The sequence below is a fragment of the Bacillus sp. FSL K6-0138 genome, from assembly GCF_037982765.1.
GTDB lineage: Bacteria > Bacillota > Bacilli > Bacillales > Bacillaceae > Bacillus > Bacillus glycinifermentans.
The window spans coordinates 3,721,315-3,738,456 of the sequence record NZ_CP150286.1 but is presented as its reverse complement, the minus strand read 5'-3'; the positions used below and the strand labels follow the sequence as shown (position 1 = coordinate 3,738,456).

Annotated in this window: 15 protein-coding genes; 12 read left to right on the top strand and 3 right to left on the bottom strand. The window is 49.8% G+C overall.

The annotated features are described in order from the left end of the window. Positions 1 to 60: 60 nt before the first annotated feature. Positions 61 to 1,485, top strand: a complete 1,425-nt coding sequence (locus MHB78_RS19750) for a DASS family sodium-coupled anion symporter (RefSeq protein ID WP_046130400.1) — start codon at positions 61 to 63, stop codon at positions 1,483 to 1,485. A gap of 83 nt (positions 1,486 to 1,568) precedes the next feature. Further along, a complete protein-coding gene (locus tag MHB78_RS19745) occupies positions 1,569 to 3,458 on the top strand; it encodes an ABC-F family ATP-binding cassette domain-containing protein (protein WP_046130399.1) in 1,890 nt (629 codons plus the stop codon). Between the two features lie 31 nt (positions 3,459 to 3,489). Here the strand turns inward: MHB78_RS19745 and MHB78_RS19740 are convergent, their stop codons facing one another. Further along, a complete protein-coding gene (locus MHB78_RS19740) occupies positions 3,490 to 3,798 on the bottom strand; it encodes a helix-turn-helix transcriptional regulator (RefSeq protein WP_046130398.1) in 309 nt (102 codons plus the stop codon). 114 nt (positions 3,799 to 3,912) lie between these two features. Here MHB78_RS19740 and MHB78_RS19735 point away from each other — a divergent pair, with 114 nt between their 5' ends. Continuing rightward, entirely contained in the window at positions 3,913 to 5,070 is a 1,158-nt protein-coding gene (locus MHB78_RS19735) for an MFS transporter (protein WP_046130397.1), read from the top strand. Positions 5,071 to 5,110: 40 nt separating this feature from the next. Here MHB78_RS19735 and folE2 read toward each other — a convergent pair whose 3' ends face one another. Beyond that, positions 5,111 to 6,013: a GTP cyclohydrolase FolE2 gene (gene folE2, locus MHB78_RS19730; RefSeq protein ID WP_046130396.1), complete on the bottom strand. Its 903-nt coding sequence runs from the start codon at positions 6,011 to 6,013 to the stop codon at positions 5,111 to 5,113. Positions 6,014 to 6,138: 125 nt separating this feature from the next. On the opposite strand from folE2, the gene MHB78_RS19725 reads away from it, so the two are divergent. The 9 genes from MHB78_RS19725 (at position 6,139) to MHB78_RS19685 (ending at position 15,403) form a co-directional block, all read left to right on the top strand. Further along, positions 6,139 to 7,338: a GTP-binding protein gene (locus MHB78_RS19725; protein WP_065894192.1), complete on the top strand. Its 1,200-nt coding sequence runs from the start codon at positions 6,139 to 6,141 to the stop codon at positions 7,336 to 7,338. Positions 7,339 to 7,486: 148 nt separating this feature from the next. Then, positions 7,487 to 8,269 carry a 6-carboxyhexanoate--CoA ligase gene (gene bioW / locus MHB78_RS19720; protein ID WP_046130394.1) on the top strand — a complete coding sequence of 261 codons (783 nt, stop codon included), beginning with the start codon at positions 7,487 to 7,489 and terminating at the stop codon, positions 8,267 to 8,269. Further along, complete coding sequence (gene bioA, locus MHB78_RS19715) at positions 8,254 to 9,600, top strand: adenosylmethionine--8-amino-7-oxononanoate transaminase (protein ID WP_046130393.1); 1,347 nt, start codon at positions 8,254 to 8,256, stop codon at positions 9,598 to 9,600. Before bioW ends, bioA begins: the two co-directional genes overlap by 16 nt. Continuing rightward, the gene (gene bioF / locus MHB78_RS19710) at positions 9,590 to 10,726 is read left to right on the top strand and encodes an 8-amino-7-oxononanoate synthase (RefSeq protein ID WP_099047021.1); all 1,137 of its coding nucleotides are present in this window, start codon (positions 9,590 to 9,592) and stop codon (positions 10,724 to 10,726) included. The genes bioA and bioF overlap by 11 nt, the downstream gene beginning before the upstream one ends. After that, positions 10,723 to 11,430 (top strand): dethiobiotin synthase, encoded by a 708-nt coding sequence (bioD, locus tag MHB78_RS19705; RefSeq protein ID WP_046130391.1) that lies wholly within the window; start codon positions 10,723 to 10,725, stop codon positions 11,428 to 11,430. The genes bioF and bioD overlap by 4 nt, the downstream gene beginning before the upstream one ends. Beyond that, positions 11,427 to 12,446, top strand: coding sequence for a biotin synthase BioB (bioB, locus tag MHB78_RS19700; protein ID WP_046130390.1), 1,020 nt, complete (start codon positions 11,427 to 11,429; stop codon positions 12,444 to 12,446). Before bioD ends, bioB begins: the two co-directional genes overlap by 4 nt. Before the next feature lies 1 nt (position 12,447). Then, entirely contained in the window at positions 12,448 to 13,635 is a 1,188-nt protein-coding gene (locus MHB78_RS19695; protein WP_046130389.1) for a cytochrome P450, read from the top strand. Between the two features lie 103 nt (positions 13,636 to 13,738). After that, a complete protein-coding gene (locus tag MHB78_RS19690; RefSeq protein ID WP_046130388.1) occupies positions 13,739 to 14,161 on the top strand; it encodes a MerR family transcriptional regulator in 423 nt (140 codons plus the stop codon). A gap of 63 nt (positions 14,162 to 14,224) precedes the next feature. Continuing rightward, on the top strand, positions 14,225 to 15,403 hold the full coding sequence (locus MHB78_RS19685; RefSeq protein WP_046130387.1) for an MFS transporter: 1,179 nt from the start codon (positions 14,225 to 14,227) through the stop codon (positions 15,401 to 15,403). A 44-nt stretch (positions 15,404 to 15,447) separates the two neighbouring features. On the opposite strand, the gene MHB78_RS19680 is transcribed toward MHB78_RS19685, so the two are convergent. Further along, positions 15,448 to 17,004, bottom strand: a complete 1,557-nt coding sequence (locus MHB78_RS19680; RefSeq protein WP_046130386.1) for an ABC-F family ATP-binding cassette domain-containing protein — start codon at positions 17,002 to 17,004, stop codon at positions 15,448 to 15,450. Positions 17,005 to 17,142: the final 138 nt, after the last annotated feature.

Sequence of the window (17,142 nt, the reverse complement as noted above, 5' to 3'; positions counted from 1 at the left end):
GGAATTTCCCTTCCAAAATCGAAAGTGGTATAGGAAATCGCTTTCACAAGGGGGAAGGGTATGAAGGTATACACGAAAACAAAGCTGACCGGATTATGGTTGGGGCCGATCGGTTTTTTGCTGATTTTCGGCCTGATTCCCGAGGCGGAGCTGGCCCATGCGCCGCGGGTGGTCCTGGCTGTGACGGCTTGGACGGCCGTCTGGTGGATCACGGAGGCCGTGCCGATTCCGGCGGCGTCTTTATTGCCTGTCATTCTGCTGCCGACGTTAGGCGGTTTAGATATTGACACGGCGGCTAAAGCATACGGCGATCCGATCGTTTTCATGTATATGGGCGGATTTATCATTGCGATCGCCATTGAGAAGTGGAATCTTCATCAGCGGATGGCTTTGCATATTTTGAAGCGGATCGGTGCGGAAAGCTACCGGATTGTGCTGGGCGTGATGGTGGCGACGGCGTTTTTGTCGATGTGGATTTCAAATGCCGCGACCGCTTTGATGATGCTTCCTGTTGCGCTGGCCGTCATTAAAGAAGTGCGGGAAAAAGGGATTTTAAAAGGGGATTCGCTTCAGAAGTTCAGCAAGAGCATTCTGTTGTCCGTAGCGTATGCCGCATCAATCGGCGGTCTTGCCACATTGATCGGATCTGTCCCGAATGCGGTGTTTGCGGCAATGTCCAAACAGATGCTGAATCGGGAGATTATGTTTTTTGAATGGTTCTTATTCGGTTTTCCGGTTACCGTTCTTTTTTTAGTTATTTTATATTTTTATTTGACGAAGGTGCAGTTTAAAGTCGGCCGCTTTGAAGGGGAAAAGCCTGATTTCATCGATCATGACCTGCATGCGCTCGGACCGATGACGCGGGAGGAGAAGACGGTGTTCGCCGTGTTTTTGATGACGGCTCTGTTATGGATGTTTACATTCGTGCTTCCGTTTGACATATCCGATACATCGATTGCGATCCTCGGGGCGCTTCTGCTTTTTTTAATCCCGAGCACAAAGGACGAACGGATTTTGGAATGGAAGGATATGCAGTCGCTGCCTTGGGGGATGCTCCTTTTGTTCGGAGGCGGGTTGTCGCTGGCTGCCGGTTTTTCCGAGACGGATGTAACGGGATGGATCGCCGGAAAGCTGAAGCTTTTGGAAGGGCATCCTTATTTATTCGTTTTAATCGTGTTAACGGGAGCGATTTTATTCATGACGGAGATTATGTCGAATACGGCTGTCGCCAATATGGTGATTCCGATGACGGTGGGACTCGGCGCTGCGATTCATGTTGAGCCGTACGGGCTGATGGCGGCGGCCGCGCTCGCATCCTCGTGCGCATTTATGCTGCCGATTTCGACTCCGCCGAATGCTGCCGTTTTCAGCGCAAATGTGCTGAGTATGAAGGATATGATCAAAGCGGGGTTTTGGCTGAATGTCGCGGGCATTTTGATCATCGTTACAGGCGTATATTTTCTGCTCCCCGCCGTTTTGCAGTAAAATGCCCATAAACCTCTCACTAGTTTTCTTTCATTAACTGATTTAAAATATAGCTATGACATTAGGTGAGGATTGGTAGACACATGAGCATTTTAAAAGCGGAAGGTTTATATAAAACGTACGGAGATAAAACACTGTTTGACCATATATCGTTTCATATCGAAGAAAACGAGCGGATCGGCTTGATCGGACCGAACGGAACAGGGAAAAGCACACTGCTCAAGGTGATTGCCGGCGATGAATCGACGGAAAAAGGAGAGATTACGAGAGCCGGCAGCCTCCATACCGAGTATTTGCATCAAGATCCGGACTTGGACGGCAGCCATACGGTGCTTGAACATATTTATTCGGGCGATTCCGTGATGATGCGGACGATGAGGGCGTATGAAAAAGCGCTGCAGGAGCTGAACGCCTCTCCCGAAGACCCGAAGAAACAGGAAAACCTGCTGGCCGCTCAAGGGAAAATGGATGAGCACGGCGCCTGGGACGCGAACACGGCGGCGAAAACGATCCTGACGAAGCTCGGCGTTACGGACGTGACGAAAGAAGTCAGAGCCCTTTCCGGAGGCCAAAAAAAGCGGGTGGCGATCGCCAAAACGTTGATACAGCCTGCAGATCTTCTCATTTTGGATGAGCCGACAAACCATCTCGACAATGAAACGATCGAATGGCTTGAAGGTTATTTGAGCGGCTATCCAGGCTCGGTCGTCCTCGTAACCCATGACCGCTACTTCCTTAACCGGGTGACGAACCGGATCTACGAACTTGATCGAGGCAGCCTTTATACGTATAAAGGAAACTACGAAGTGTTTTTAGAGAAGCGGGCTGAACGGGAGGCGCTCGCCGAACAAAACGAGACGAAGCGGCAAAACCTGCTCAGAAGGGAGCTCGCCTGGCTGAGGAGGGGGGCAAAGGCCCGTTCGACAAAGCAGAAAGCGAGAATTCAGCGCGTCGAGGAACTGAAGGAGCAGGAAGCGCCTGAAGCCGCTTCATCCCTTGATTTTGCGATCGGCTCCCACCGTCTCGGGAAACAGGTGATCGAAGCTGAAGGAGTGGAGATCAGCCGCGGCGGAAGAAAGCTTGTCACCGCATTTCAAGAGCTCATCGCCCCCGGCGACCGCGTCGGCATCATCGGGCCGAACGGCATCGGCAAGACGACGCTGTTAAACGCCCTGGCCGGACGCCTCGAGCCTGAAGCGGGCTCCATCACGATCGGCCAAACCGTCAGAATCGGCTATTATACGCAGGATCACAGCGAGATGGACGATTCGCTGCAAGTGATCGAATATATTAAAGAGACGGCCGAGGTCGTCAAAACGGCCGACGGTGAGGTGATCACCGCCGAACAGATGCTGGAAAGGTTCCTCTTTCCGCGACGTGTGCAGCGCACCTACATCCGCAAGCTGTCAGGCGGCGAGAAGCGGCGCCTCTATCTGCTGAAAGTGCTGATGGAGGAGCCGAATGTCCTGTTTCTCGATGAGCCGACAAATGATCTGGATACTGAGACGCTCGGCGTGCTCGAAGACTATTTGGATCAGTTCCCGGGCGTCGTCATTACGGTATCCCATGACCGCTATTTCCTTGACCGGGTCGTCGACCGTCTGCTCGTGTTTGAAGGAAACGGCATCATTTCGCGCTTTCAGGGATCGTACAGCGATTATATGGACAAGCAGAAGGAACAAAGCCGCCAGAAACCGGCTGCTGAAGAAAGCGCGCCTGCAAAACCTGAGAAAAAGAAAAGGAAAAAGCTATCTTATAAAGATCAGCTCGAATGGGAAGGCATTGAAGATAAAATCGCGCTTTTGGAAGAAAAGCATAAACAATTGGACGAGGAAATCGCCGCAGCGGGCAGCGATTTTGCAAAAATCCAGACCTTGATGGAAGACCAAAAGAAAACGGCTGAAGAGCTTGAGGCGGCAATGGAGCGCTGGACCGAGCTTTCGCTGATGATCGAGGAGCTTGAACAATCATAACTGCCGGGAGAACCCCGGCAGTTTTTTCATGCTACAACGGTTCAGATGCGTTCAAAACGGCTTGAAGCAACCCGGGGAAGCGGCTGTTTAAGTCTTCTTCGCGAATCGAAATAAAACGCTGTGTCCCGTCTATTCTTGTATGAATCACTCCCGATTCCCTGAGCACTTTAAAATGGTGGGAAAGGGTTGATTTAGGGATGGGAATATTGACTGCGCTGCACGACTGTTCTCCGGCTTCAGCGAGATTTTTAATGATTTGCAGCCTGTATTGATCACTTAGTGCGTAAAGGACAGCGGATAATGTGATGTCATCCCGGTTTGGGTGGTAAAGCGTCCTCAATGTGATTCACCTGCCTTACATATACTTATGATTTGAATTGTAGCATAAGTGGTGCTATTATTCTATTGTTCGAATATATTCGAACAATAGAATAAACCGAAAGGGTGACAATATTTGAAAAAGGTGCTTCCGCTTTTCTTTTGGATCATGTTTATGATTGGGACAGATACGTTTTTAGCGTCTCCCTTATTGCCGACTTTAAGGGAGCTGTACAACGTCCCTGTAGAAATGTCCGGCTGGATCGTGAGTGCATATGCGCTCGGCTACGCTTTATTCGCTTTAATCGCCGGTCCGGTGTCTGACGGGCTGAATCGAAAAACGGTGATGACCTGGGGGATGGCCGCCTTCGGTGCGAGCACCTTGTTATGCGGTTTTGCCCCGAATTTCTGGACGATGATTTTGCTGCGGTTTGCAGCCGGATTGAGCGCTGCGTTTGTGACGCCGCAAGTGTGGGCTTCGATTCCAACGCTTGTTCCGAAAGAGCGGATGGTAAAAAGCATGGGGATCGCTGCTGCCGGTTTATCTTTTTCGCAGATGCTCGGCTTGCCGCTCGGCGGTTATTTGGCATCCATTCATTGGTCTGCTCCGTTTTTGATCCTTGTAGCATGCTCGTTTATCTTCGCAGGGCTCATTCATTTCGTTTTGCCCGATTTAAAGCCGCATCAGCAGGCAGCAGAAAAGGTTCCGCTTGCGGCCCGCTACAGGACGCTGTTGTCTGAAGCGAAGGTGTTGAAAACATTTTTCGCTTATTTTATCTTTCAAATGGGAAATTTTGCCGCTTTTTCTTTTCTGGGCACATGGCTGGCGGATGATTTTCGGTTCAATGTCGGTCAAGTGGGAACGGCAATGCTCATTTTAGGATTGGGGAACGTATTTGGAAGCACATTGGGCGTTCATTTGGTCGCAAAGCTGGGCAGGGCTTTTTCTTTGTATGCCGGGATTGCGATTTTGACCGTACTGTATGTCGTTCTTGCGCAAACGAAGCAGTTTTCATTTGCCGAGATTAACTTTTTTATTATGTTCTTTATTACGGGGATCGTATTTACATTGATGATGAGCCTTTTACAAAGCTTGTCGCCTCATTCGAGAGGGACGATCGCTTCATTGGCGAATTCCTGTATGTACATAGGGCAAACGGCGGGAGCATCGGCTGCCGGACTGTTATATTCCCGATTCGGCGGATTTTTTGCGGTTGCCATGTTCACAGCGGTATTATACATTCTCTCAATCTTATTGTTTAAAAACAGCAAAATACTGAAACAGACTTTGTAATCATCCGAGAGGCTGCCGTTTGTGACGGCAGCCTCTCAATTTATATTTTCGAGTACGACAGCCGCGCGGCGGCATCGTGCAGGTGAATCGATTCCTCATTGCGGCTTTCGATTTCAAAAGCGGAGATCCAGTCCATTTCGTATAAGTCAGCAGCTGTTAAGCGGATGACGTCTTCTACAAATCTCGGATTCTCGTAAGCCTGTTCTGTTACTTTCTTTTCGTCGGGTCTTTTTAAGACGGGGTAAAGCTTCGCGCTTGCATTGGTTTCGGCTGCGGCGAGAAGCTCCGTTTTGAAATCTTCCGGCATGGCGGCCCTGTCATTGATGTGCGCTGTGATCTTGATGACGCCGCGCTGATTGTGGGCGCCGTACTCGCTGATTTCTTTTGAGCAGGGGCAAAGTGTCGCAGCTTTGGCCGTGATGCCAACTGTCCCAGTCCAGCCCTCTTTTTCATGATACGAAACATTCATATGTATATCGGCGTGCATCAGCCCGGGAACTTTGAGTTCTGGGCTGAGCCGCTCAAAATACCATGGAAATGAGAGAGACACTGCTGCCCCTTGCTGCTCCATGTTGACCGCCAGTTCCTTCGTAAAGTCTTTCAGTGAATCAAGCCCGACGATCCAGTTTTCTGCATGGTATCGCTGTAATTGTTCAGTCAGCCGGCTCATGTTGATGCCTTTCCTGCTGCGCGCAAGATGAGTCGTTAACGAAAATGAACCGATCGTCGTCTGGGAAAACGGCTTGACTGCCGATGTGATGCGGATCGGGTGGGAAATGTTTGTAACGCCGACCTGATCAATGTCAAATAAATAATCGTTCGGCGTATTTTGTATATCTTTCATTTGTTCTTTAACGGTTGGCTTCGTTCCTTTTACCGCCTCGACAGATCCGAAGAGGCGGTGACGTTCCGGTTTTGCCGGTAATTGAAGGGGATGTTCCATTGAAAAAGCTCCTTTCATTGAAATAAATCGTAATAATTCCTATTTATTTTGAAGGAACGCTGTGATAAAATCAAGTAGTCTGATTAATAAAACGTAATAATTACGATTTGAAAAGGAGAATCAGCATGAACAATAAAATTCCTGTAACGGTTTTAAGCGGATACCTCGGGGCGGGCAAAACGACTTTGCTGAATTACATACTGCAAAACCGCCGGGGCCTGAAGGTTGCCGTCATCGTCAATGACATGAGTGAAGTGAACATCGACGCCGGACTGGTCAAGCAGGGCGGAGGCCTTTCAAGGACGGATGAAAAGCTGGTCGAAATGTCGAACGGCTGCATCTGCTGCACGCTGAGAGAAGATTTGTTGGTGGAGGTCGAAAAGCTCGCTAAACAGGGGAATATCGATTATATCGTGATCGAGTCGACCGGAATCAGCGAGCCGATTCCGGTCGCGCAAACCTTTTCCTACATCGATGAAGAACTGGGCATCGATTTAACCCGGTTTTGCCGGTTGGATACGATGGTCACGGTTGTCGACGCCAATCGTTTTTGGCACGACTTTCAGTCAGGGGACAGCCTGCTGGACAGGAAAGAAGCCGTCGGCGAAGAGGATGAGCGTGATATTGCCGATCTCCTCATTGACCAGATCGAATTTTGCGATGTACTGATTTTGAATAAATGCGATCTTGTTTCTCAAGAAGAGCTGGCAAAGCTGGAGAAAGTGCTGAGAACGTTGCAGCCTGGTGCGAAAATCATCCGGGCGGTCAAGGGGGAAGTGGATCCGGGAGAGATTTTGAATACACGATTGTTTGATTTTGAGAAGGCAAGCAGTTCGGCGGGGTGGTTAAGGGAATTAAATCAGGGGCATGAGCAGCATACGCCTGAGACTGAGGAATACGGGATTTCTTCCTTCGTGTATGAAGCGCGCCGTCCTTTTCACACAGAGCGGTTTTATAACTGGATCCAAACGCTTTCGGAAAACGTTGTCAGAGCGAAAGGAATTGCCTGGTGCGCGACGAGGAACGACCTTGCCCTATTAATGTCTCAGGCCGGTCCGTCCGCCAGTCTTGAGCCGGTCTCGTACTGGGTGGCAGCATTGCCGAAGCAGGAGCGGGAACGAATCTTAAAGGAAGAGCCAGAGGTTTTACAAGATTGGGATGCCGAATTCGGCGACCGCCACACAAAGCTCGTCTTTATCGGAATCGACCTTTCGCCTGAAGAGATTTCAGCCGAAGCGGACCGATGCCTGCTGACAGATTCCGAGATGGCGGATGATTGGTCATTACTGCCTGATCCGTTTGATTGGGTGATTCAAAAAGCATAAACAAAGAAGCCAAAAGGCAAAAGAGGAACATCCCGTCCTCTTTTGCCTTTTTTTCTGCTTGCATTGACATATGAGGAAAGGAATACTAATATTCTATCTATAATGTTAACTTAAATTCGAATAAAGTTAACATATAAGGGGTGAAAGAATGCAAGGGGAAACGTATTACAGCGTGAGAATGAGGGCTTCCCAAAACGGCTCCCATGAAGTAGGGGGCAAGCACATATCAGGAGGAGAGAGGCTCTCGACTTTCAGCGGTTTGAAGGATGCGGTCAATGCTTTATTGGATAAAGGCTTGTCTCATTCAAGAGGAAAACCGGACTTTATGCAAATTCAGTTTGAATGTGTTAACGAACCGATAAGAGCGATTCATCCTTTGAAAATTGAAACAAACGAAGCGAATTCAGCAGAAAACGGAAAAGCGCTTGCCGCGGAGCTTCTGCAGCAAGCAGGCATTCCGGTAAATGTCATTGAAAAAGCGTTTCAGCGCATCGACGAATTCTCAGAAGTAAGAGGCGCTGTATTGCTTGACGTCCGCTCCGGAAAGCGGGTTGACGAAAGAAAGGAAAAAGGCGTACGTGTTTCGCGGATGGATTGGCCTGACGCCGATTTTAGAGAATGGGCGGCCTGTTGCAGAGTCCCGCTGAATTCACGAATAAAAGAAGCGCTCGCACTGGCGACAAAGGTATGCGGGCACCCGGCCGTCATCGCCGAATTGTGCTGGTCGGATGACCCTGATTACATAGCCGGCTACGTCGCCGGCGAAAAGCTCGGCTACCAGCGGATTACAAAGATGAAAGAGTATGGAGACGAAAGCGGCTGCCGCGTTTTTTTCGTCGATGGATCGGCCGATTTGAACGATTGCATCAGCTATTTGGAAAAAAAGCCTTTGTTTATTCAAGCAGGAGGGGAAGCATGGAACTGTCATTAATCGAAAAAAGCAAAATGTATCTTTGGCTGCCTTTTACACAGATGAAAGACTATGATGAAAACCCGCTCATCATCGAAAGCGGAAACGGCATCATGCTAAAAGATATAAACGGCAAGGAATACTATGACGGATTTTCTTCAGTCTGGCTCAATGTACACGGACACCGCAAAAAGGAATTGGATGAGGCGGTTAAAAAACAGCTCGACAAAATCGCCCATTCTACATTGCTTGGGATGACGAATGTTCCGGCGACAGAGCTTGCCGAAACTTTAATCAAGATAAGCCCTGAAAAGCTTACTCGCGTTTTTTATTCCGACAGCGGCGCTGAAGCGATGGAAATCGCCTTGAAAATGGCGTTTCAATATTGGAAAAATATAGGAAAACCCGAAAAGCAAAAGTTCATCTCGATGCGAAACGGGTATCACGGAGATACGATCGGCGCCGTCAGCGTCGGTTCGATCGAGCTTTTTCATCATGTCTACGGACCGCTCATGTTTGAAAGCTTCAAGGCGCGGGTTCCTTATGTATACCGTTCCGAAAGCCCAGGCCCTGACGAGTGCCGCGATGAATGCCTGAACGAACTCAAAGAGCTGCTGAAAGAGCATCACGAGGAGATAGCGGCACTGTCGATCGAATCGATGGTTCAAGGAGCGTCCGGCATGATCGTGATGCCTGAAGGGTTTTTGGCCGGCGTTCGCGAGCTCTGCACGGCGTATGACGTGTTAATGATTGTCGATGAAGTGGCAACGGGGTTTGGCCGCACCGGAAAAATGTTTGCCTGTGAGCATGAAGGCGTTCAGCCTGACCTCATGGCAGCAGGGAAAGGGATTACCGGAGGCTACTTGCCGATAGCCGTTACATTCGCAACAGAAGAAATTTATAGAGCATTCTACGACGACTATGAAACGCTAAAAACGTTTTTCCACGGCCACTCCTATACGGGGAATCAGCTTGGCTGCGCGGTTGCGATCGAAAATTTGCGCTTGTTTGAATCTGAACAAATCGTTGAACAAGTCGCCGAAAAATCGGAAGCCCTTCGCGGATTCCTCCGTACCTTGGAGGCGCTCCCCCATGTCGGCGATATCCGGCAGCTCGGCTTTATGTGCGGGATAGAGCTTGTCCAGTCAAAGGAAACAAAGCGGCCTTACCCTCCCGAAAAGCGGGTCGGGTATCAGGTTTCGTTGAAAATGAGGGAGCTTGGCATGCTGACACGGCCGCTCGGGGATGTTGTCGCATTTCTGCCGCCGCTTGCGAGCACAACCGAGCAGCTTGAAGCGATGGTGTCCATCATGAAAGAAGCGATCGATGAGGTTACAAGCGGTGAACTTTGATGAGTGGTTAACCCGGCGGCTGGACAAAACAAAATCAGCAGGGCTTTACCGCACGCTGCGGCCGGAGGGTTGCGGCGAGAAGAATTGGGCATCCAATGATTACTTAGGTCTGGCCAATGACAGCCGGCTGATATCGGCCGCAAAGACGGCGCTTCATCAGGGAACAGGCAGCGGCGGATCGCGGTTAACGGCAGGCAACACGACTTGGCACGAAAAACTGGAGCGGAAAATTGCCGGCTTTAAACAGACGGAAGCGGCCCTCTTGTTTTCAAGCGGATATTTGGCGAACATCGGCGTGCTTTCTTCATTGCCTGAAAAAGGGGACGTCATATTGAGCGACCGGCACAACCATGCGAGCATCATCGACGGGTGCCGCCTCTCAAAAGCCGACACGGTCGTTTATCAGCACATCGATATAAGCGATCTTGAAAAAAAGCTGGCAGCGGCGCAGAGGTACAACAGGCGTTTTATCGTAACAGACGGCGTATTCAGCATGGACGGAACGATCGCGCCTCTCGACCGGATCATCCCGCTCGCAAAGCGCTATCAGGCTTTCGTTATTGTCGATGATGCACACGCAACGGGCGTGCTTGGGGAAAACGGAAGGGGAACGTGCGAATATTTCGGCGCGAGCCCTGATGTCGAGATCGGCACGCTAAGTAAAGCCGCCGGTGCAGAAGGCGGGTTTGCCGCTGGTTCGAACGTACTTGTTGATTTTTTGCTCAATCATGCCAGGACGTTTATCTTTCAGACAGCCGTCCCGCCGTCGAGCTGTGCAGCTGCGTATACGGCGTTGGAGCTCATCGAAGACAGCCGCGATAAACGGCGGAGGTTAAGGTCGTCTGCAAAAACAATAAGAACGGGTCTGGAGAATATGGGGTTTACGGTAAAAGGAGCGGATACGCCGATTATCCCCGTCATCATCGGAGATGCCCAAAAAGCCGTTTTATTTGCGAAACTCCTTGAGGAAAAGGGGATTTTTGCGCCGGCGATCCGCCCGCCGACGGTTCCGGAAGGCGAAAGCCGGATCAGGCTGACGGTCACTGCAAACCGCAGCCAAAGCGAAATAGCCGATTTGCTGAAATGGTTTTATTTTATCGGAAAAGGGATGAAAATCGTAAAATGAAGGGTTTTTTTGTAACGGGAACTGACACGGGTGTAGGGAAAACGATCATATCTTGCGGAATTGCCGCCGCATTAAAAAAGCAAAAGTTCGATGTCGGGGTGTTTAAGCCGTTTTTGAGCGGGATATCGCGCACCCATCCGGAAAGCGATACAGCCATGTTGAAGCGGGCGTCGCAAACATCTCTCACATACGAAGACATCACGCCTTTTGAATATAAAGAGCCGCTTGCTCCGTACGCCGCCGCAAAGCTGGAAGGAAAGACCGCCGGCATCGAAGAGCTCATCAATCATTGGAAAGCGATAAAAGATCATCACGACTATTTCATCGTCGAAGGAGCAGGCGGCATCGCGGTGCCGCTCGGAAAGGATTTTTTGGTCAGCGATGCGATCAAAGCGCTGAATCTGCCGGTTGTCATTGTGGCAAGGCCTGATCTTGGGACGATAAACCATACGTTCTTAACCGTTCAATATGCGAAAAGCACGGGGCTTCACGTAATCGGCATCGTCATCAACGGAATCAGCAGCCGACCGGGTCTTGATGAACAAACCAATCCGGAGATGATCGAAGCATTATGCGGCGTGCCGATTTTAGGCGTAACACCAAGGCTTGCAGATGCAGCGGCAGAGAACATTGAAAAAATGGCAGAGGGCCATATTGATATTCCTTTTATGATGAATCAAATACAAACGGGGGCGAAAAGATGAATCAGTGGATGGATCTTGCTGAAAGAGTGTTGGACGGAGAGGAATTGACAGACAATGAGGCACTTCAGATCTTGGAATGTCCTGATGAAGACATTCTGTTATTGATGCATGCCGCTTTTCACATTCGAAAACGTTATTACGGAAAAAAAGTGAAGCTCAATATGATCATGAATGCAAAATCCGGCCTTTGTCCGGAAAACTGCGGCTACTGTTCACAGTCTGCGATCTCAAAAGCGTCGATCGAGTCTTACCGGATGGTCGACAAAAGCACATTGCTTGAAGGCGCAAAGCGGGCTCACGATTTAAATATAGGAACGTACTGTATCGTCGCCAGCGGCAGAGGCCCGTCAAACCGGGAAATCGATCAAGTCGCTGCAGCCGTCAAAGACATTAAAGAAACATACGGTTTAAAAGTGTGCGCATGTCTTGGCATCTTAAAGCCGGAGCAGGCACAGCGCCTCAAAGAAGCCGGCGTTGACAGGTACAACCACAATATCAACACGTCGAAACGCAATCATTCAAACATCACGACCTCGCATACATACGATGATCGGGTCAGTACGGTAGAGACGGCCAAACAGTCGGGCATGTCTCCGTGTTCGGGTGTCATTGTCGGCATGAAGGAGACGAAGCAGGATGTGGTCGACATGGCGAAAAGCTTAAAAGCGCTCGATGCCGATTCGATCCCGGTCAATTTTTTGCACGCCATTGACGGTACCCCGCTGGAAGGTGTGAACGAACTTCATCCGCTTTATTGTTTGAAAGTTTTGGCATTGTTCCGTTTCATCAATCCGACAAAGGAAATCCGCATTTCCGGAGGCAGGGAAGTCAACCTCCGTTCGCTTCAGCCATTGGGGCTGTATGCCGCCAATTCGATTTTCGTCGGCGATTATTTAACGACGGCGGGTCAGGAGGAAACAGAAGATCAAAAGATGCTGAGGGATGCAGGATTTGAAATCGAATCGGTGGAAGAAATGAAAGCCGGTTTGCAGACGGCGTCAGGCAAGGAGGCATGACATGACAACAGAGCTGGATTCCGTCTTAGGTATTGATCGGGATTTTTGGAGAGAGCCCTATCCTTTTTACGATAAGCTGCGGTCCATTGATCCCGTTTATAAAGGAACGGTATTGAAGCAGCCGGGCTGGTATGTTACAGGACACAATGAAGCGATGACGATTTTTAAAGACGCCAGATTTAAAAACCGCATCCCCCTTCCGGAAACGTCAACAAAATACGAAGCTCTAAAAAATGTACAGCAAAATATGCTCCTATTCAAAAACGACTCAGACCATAAGCGGATGCGAACGCTTGTCGGCAAAGAGTTTACGCCGAAGGCGGCAGATGTTTTGCGCCCTTTTATAAAAGAAGCCGCTGATGAGCTGCTTGATCAGCTGCAAACCGGGACAACCGCGGATATCGTCTCACAATTCGCGTTTCCGTTGGCAAGCCTCGTCATCGCCCGCATCCTCGGAGTGCCGAAAGAGGAGAGGCATCAATTTAGACAATGGACGGCGAATTTAATTGAGACCATTGATTTTACACGCTCCCGACAGACGCTTGTCAAAGGAAGCGATACCGCATCCAGGCTGACGGCATATGTCAGGGACTTGATCAGCAAACGAAAAGCCGTTCCGCAGGATGACTTGATCACAACATTCATCAGCGCCGGGAAGCTGACTGAGGAGGAAGTGCTTGCGACGTGTGTATTGCTCGTCATCGCCGGACACGAGACAACGGTAAACCTCATCAGCAATGGACTGCTTTCATTAATGAAGCATCCCGCACAGCTCGGTGCACTGAAGGAAAATCCGGAGCTGATCACATCTGCAGTCGAGGAGTTTTTGCGCTATGAAAGCCCGACCCAGCTGACGGCCCGAACCGCTTCAGAAGACTGCGGCATCAATGGACACGTCATCAGAAAAGGAGAGCAGGTCTATATTCTATTAGGCGCGGCAAACCGCGACCCGAACGTCTTCGATCATCCCCATGTACTCGATATTGAAAGACATCCGAATCCGCATCTTGCCTTTGGGTACGGAGCTCATGTTTGTCCGGGCTCTTCATTGGCGCGGCTTGAAGCGCAAATTGCGATTCAAGCGCTTTTAGAGCGGGCACCCGGGCTTCGGCTAGCAGGCTCCGCCGTTCAATACCGCAGGCTATTGGGATTTAGAGCGCTCGCCAGTTTGCCGGTTATCCTGAATTAGAAGGGGCATAGCCCCCTTTTTTTACATATAAAACTTAACGTTTACGTAAAAGTCTGAAAGGTGTATAATAAGAAAGGAAAAGAGGCAACGGGGGGATATTGACGTGAATTGGATGAAAATCGACCAAATGGCAAAGCGCAGCGGTTTGACGAAAAGAACGATCCGTTTTTACGAAGAAATCGGCCTTCTCTCTTCGCCGAAGCGGACGGAAGGCGGTGTCCGCCTTTATTCCGAAGACGACCTGGAAGAGCTCGAACGGGTAATCAGCGCCAAGGAAGTATTGGGATTTTCCCTGCAAGAGCTGCAGCAGTTCATGGAAACGAGCAAGCACCTGGAAATGCATAAAGAAGGCTATCTTTTGTCATTGGATAAGAAGGAAAGGAAAGAAAAGCTCGAAGACATCCAGCATATGCTGGACGAACAAATGCGAATGATTGACGAAAAGATCGAAAAATTTCAATCGTTCAAGGAGCGCTTGGAGGGCATGCGAAAAAAAGCCCGTCATGCGCTGGAACACATTGATTAAACCAAACGGAAAACGCTATATACATAGCGTTTGTTTTTATGGAAAGAAAGGTATGATTCATTGATGGAGAAACAACAGAATTCAGGTTTTTTTAAACAGCCGAAAGCGGTTTGGGCCGTAGCGTTTGCCTGCGTTATTTCGTTTATGGGCATCGGGCTGGTCGATCCGATTCTTCCGGCGATTGCAGCGCAGCTGCACGCGTCTCCCAGCCAGGTTTCGCTTTTATTTACAAGCTATCTGCTTGTGACAGGCTTTGCGATGATTTTGTCCGGAGCGATTTCGAGCCGGATCGGTGCAAAGCAGACATTGATATCAGGTCTCATTTTGATTATTATTTTTGCCGCGTTGGGCGGATTTTCCCATTCGATTGCTCAGCTTGTCGGCTTCCGGGGCGGATGGGGCCTCGGCAACGCCTTGTTCATTTCAACCGCTCTTGCCGTTATCGTCAGTGTGGCGACAGGGGGAAGCGCAAAAGCGATCATCCTGTATGAAGCGGCTCTCGGCTTGGGGATTTCTGTAGGTCCCCTTGCCGGCGGAGAGCTTGGAACGATTTCATGGAGGGCGCCGTTTTTCGGAGTATCCATTTTAATGACAGTCGCATTGCTTGCGATTCTTATTCTACTGCCGGCCATCCCGAAGCCGCAAAAGAAAATTTCCATCGGCGCTCCGATACGGGCGCTGCGTTACAAGGGGCTATTTACGCTTTCGAGCGCCGCCTTTTTATATAACTTCGGCTTTTTTACGCTGCTTGCGTATTCTCCGTTTGTTCTTGATTTAAATGAGAGGGGCCTCGGATACGTCTTTTTCGGCTGGGGACTGTTTCTCGCGATCACGTCCGTGTTTACCGCACCGGCGGTAGAGCGTGCTTTGGGAACCGTCCGCTCCCTCATCCTGCTGTTCGTCTTGTTTGCGGCAGATCTGCTGGCGCTTGCCATCTGGACGGATTACATGGCTCTAGTCATCGCGTTCATCGTGATCGGCGGCGGTATTTTAGGAATGGTCAATACGATCCTGACGACCGCTGTGATGGGAGCAGCGCCTGTCGAACGGTCAGTCGCTTCATCTGCGTACAGTTCAATCCGTTTTATCGGCGGGGCGATCGCGCCGTGGCTTGCAGGTGTGCTGGCCGACCATTATAATGCACATGCGCCTTATGTTGCCGGCTGTATCGCGGTGCTGATCGGCATGGCGGTCTTAATCGGCGGCCGCCGCCATTTGGCAAACATCAAAGCCGGACATTAAGGAAAAAGCTTGTTTCCTTTAAAAGGAGACAAGCTTTTTTTGCTTTACAGCACTTTCGTCGTCCATGATTCACAGTTCCACGTATCTGTCGCAATCTCCGTATAAAATTCGGGTTCGTGGGAGATAAGAAGGATCGAGCCTTTGTATTCCTTGAGAGCTCTTTTTAATTCTTCCTTCGCTTCAACATCCAGGTGATTCGTCGGTTCGTCGAGAACGAGAAGGTTTGTTTCCGCATTGATGAGTTTGCACAGTCTGACCTTCGCTTTTTCTCCTCCGCTTAAAACGGAGACCCGGCTTTCGATATGCTTTGTCGTCAAGCCGCATTTTGCCAGAGCAGCCCTGACTTCGTATTGCGTAAAGGAAGGGAATTCGTTCCACACCTCATCGATGCAGGTGTTGTGGCCTTCATCTTTTACTTCCTGTTCAAAATAGCCGATATGAAGGTATTCGCCCCGTTCGACTTCTCCTGACAAAGGGCGGATTTCGCCGAGCAGGCTTTTCAGCAAAGTCGTTTTTCCGATGCCGTTCGCACCGTACAGGGCGATTTTTTGGCCGCGCTCCATTTTCAGATTGAGCGGGCGGGACAGCGGCTCATCATAGCCGATGACGAGGTCTTTCGTTTCAAAGATCAACTTGCCGGACGTTCTAGCCTGTTTAAAGCGGAACTCAGGCTTCGGTTTTTCCGACGGCAGTTCGATCATGTCCATCTTATCGAGTTTTTTCTGCCGTGACATCGCCATATTGCGCGTGCTGACCCGCGCTTTGTTGCGGGCGACGAAATCTTTAAGCTCTGAAATTTCCTGCTGCTGCTTTTTATAGGCCGCTTCAAGCTGCTGTTTTTTCGCTTCATACACTTCGCGGAATTGGTTGTAGTCGCCGACATAGCGGGTCAGCTGCTGGTTTTCGACATGATAGATAAGATTGATGACGCTGTTGAGAAACGGAATATCGTGCGAAATCAAAATAAACGCGTTTTCGTAATCCTGCAAATAGCGTTTCAGCCACTCGATATGCTGTTCATCCAGGTAGTTCGTCGGCTCGTCCAATAGGAGAATGTCGGGTTTTTCAAGCAGCAGCTTGGCAAGCAGCACTTTCGTCCGCTGGCCTCCGCTTAAATCGGTGACATCCCGGTCAAGCCCAAGGTCATGGAGCCCGAGGCCGCGGGCAATCTCTTCGACCTTTGCATCAATTGCGTAAAAATCGTTGTTCGTCAGGGCGTCCTGGATCGTCCCGACTTCTTCAAGCAGCTTCTCAAGCTCGTCGGGATCAGCCTCTCCCATTTTGCCGTAAATGGCGTTCATTTCTTCTTCCATTGCAAATAAATAATGAAAAGCGTTTCTCAGCACATCGCGGATCGTCTGTCCGCGCTCGAGAACGGTATGCTGGTCAAGGTAGCCGACGCGGACTTTTTTTGACCATTCCACTTTACCTTCATCAGGTTCGAGCTTGCCCGTGATGATGTTCATAAACGTCGATTTGCCCTCGCCGTTAGCGCCGATGAGGCCGACGTGTTCGCCTTTCAGCAGGCGAAAGGATATATCTTGAAAGATCGCCCGGTCGCCAAAACCGTGGCTTAGCTTTGTTACCGATAATAAACTCATGTTTTGCACCTCGGAATATATGATAAAACCGTTCTTTACGATTATACCGGACTGCCGGGGGCAAGGTAAAAGAAAAATTGCGAAGCCGCTTCCGTTTTGAGATACTAGGAACAGGATCAACCTGAGAATAAAGGAGAA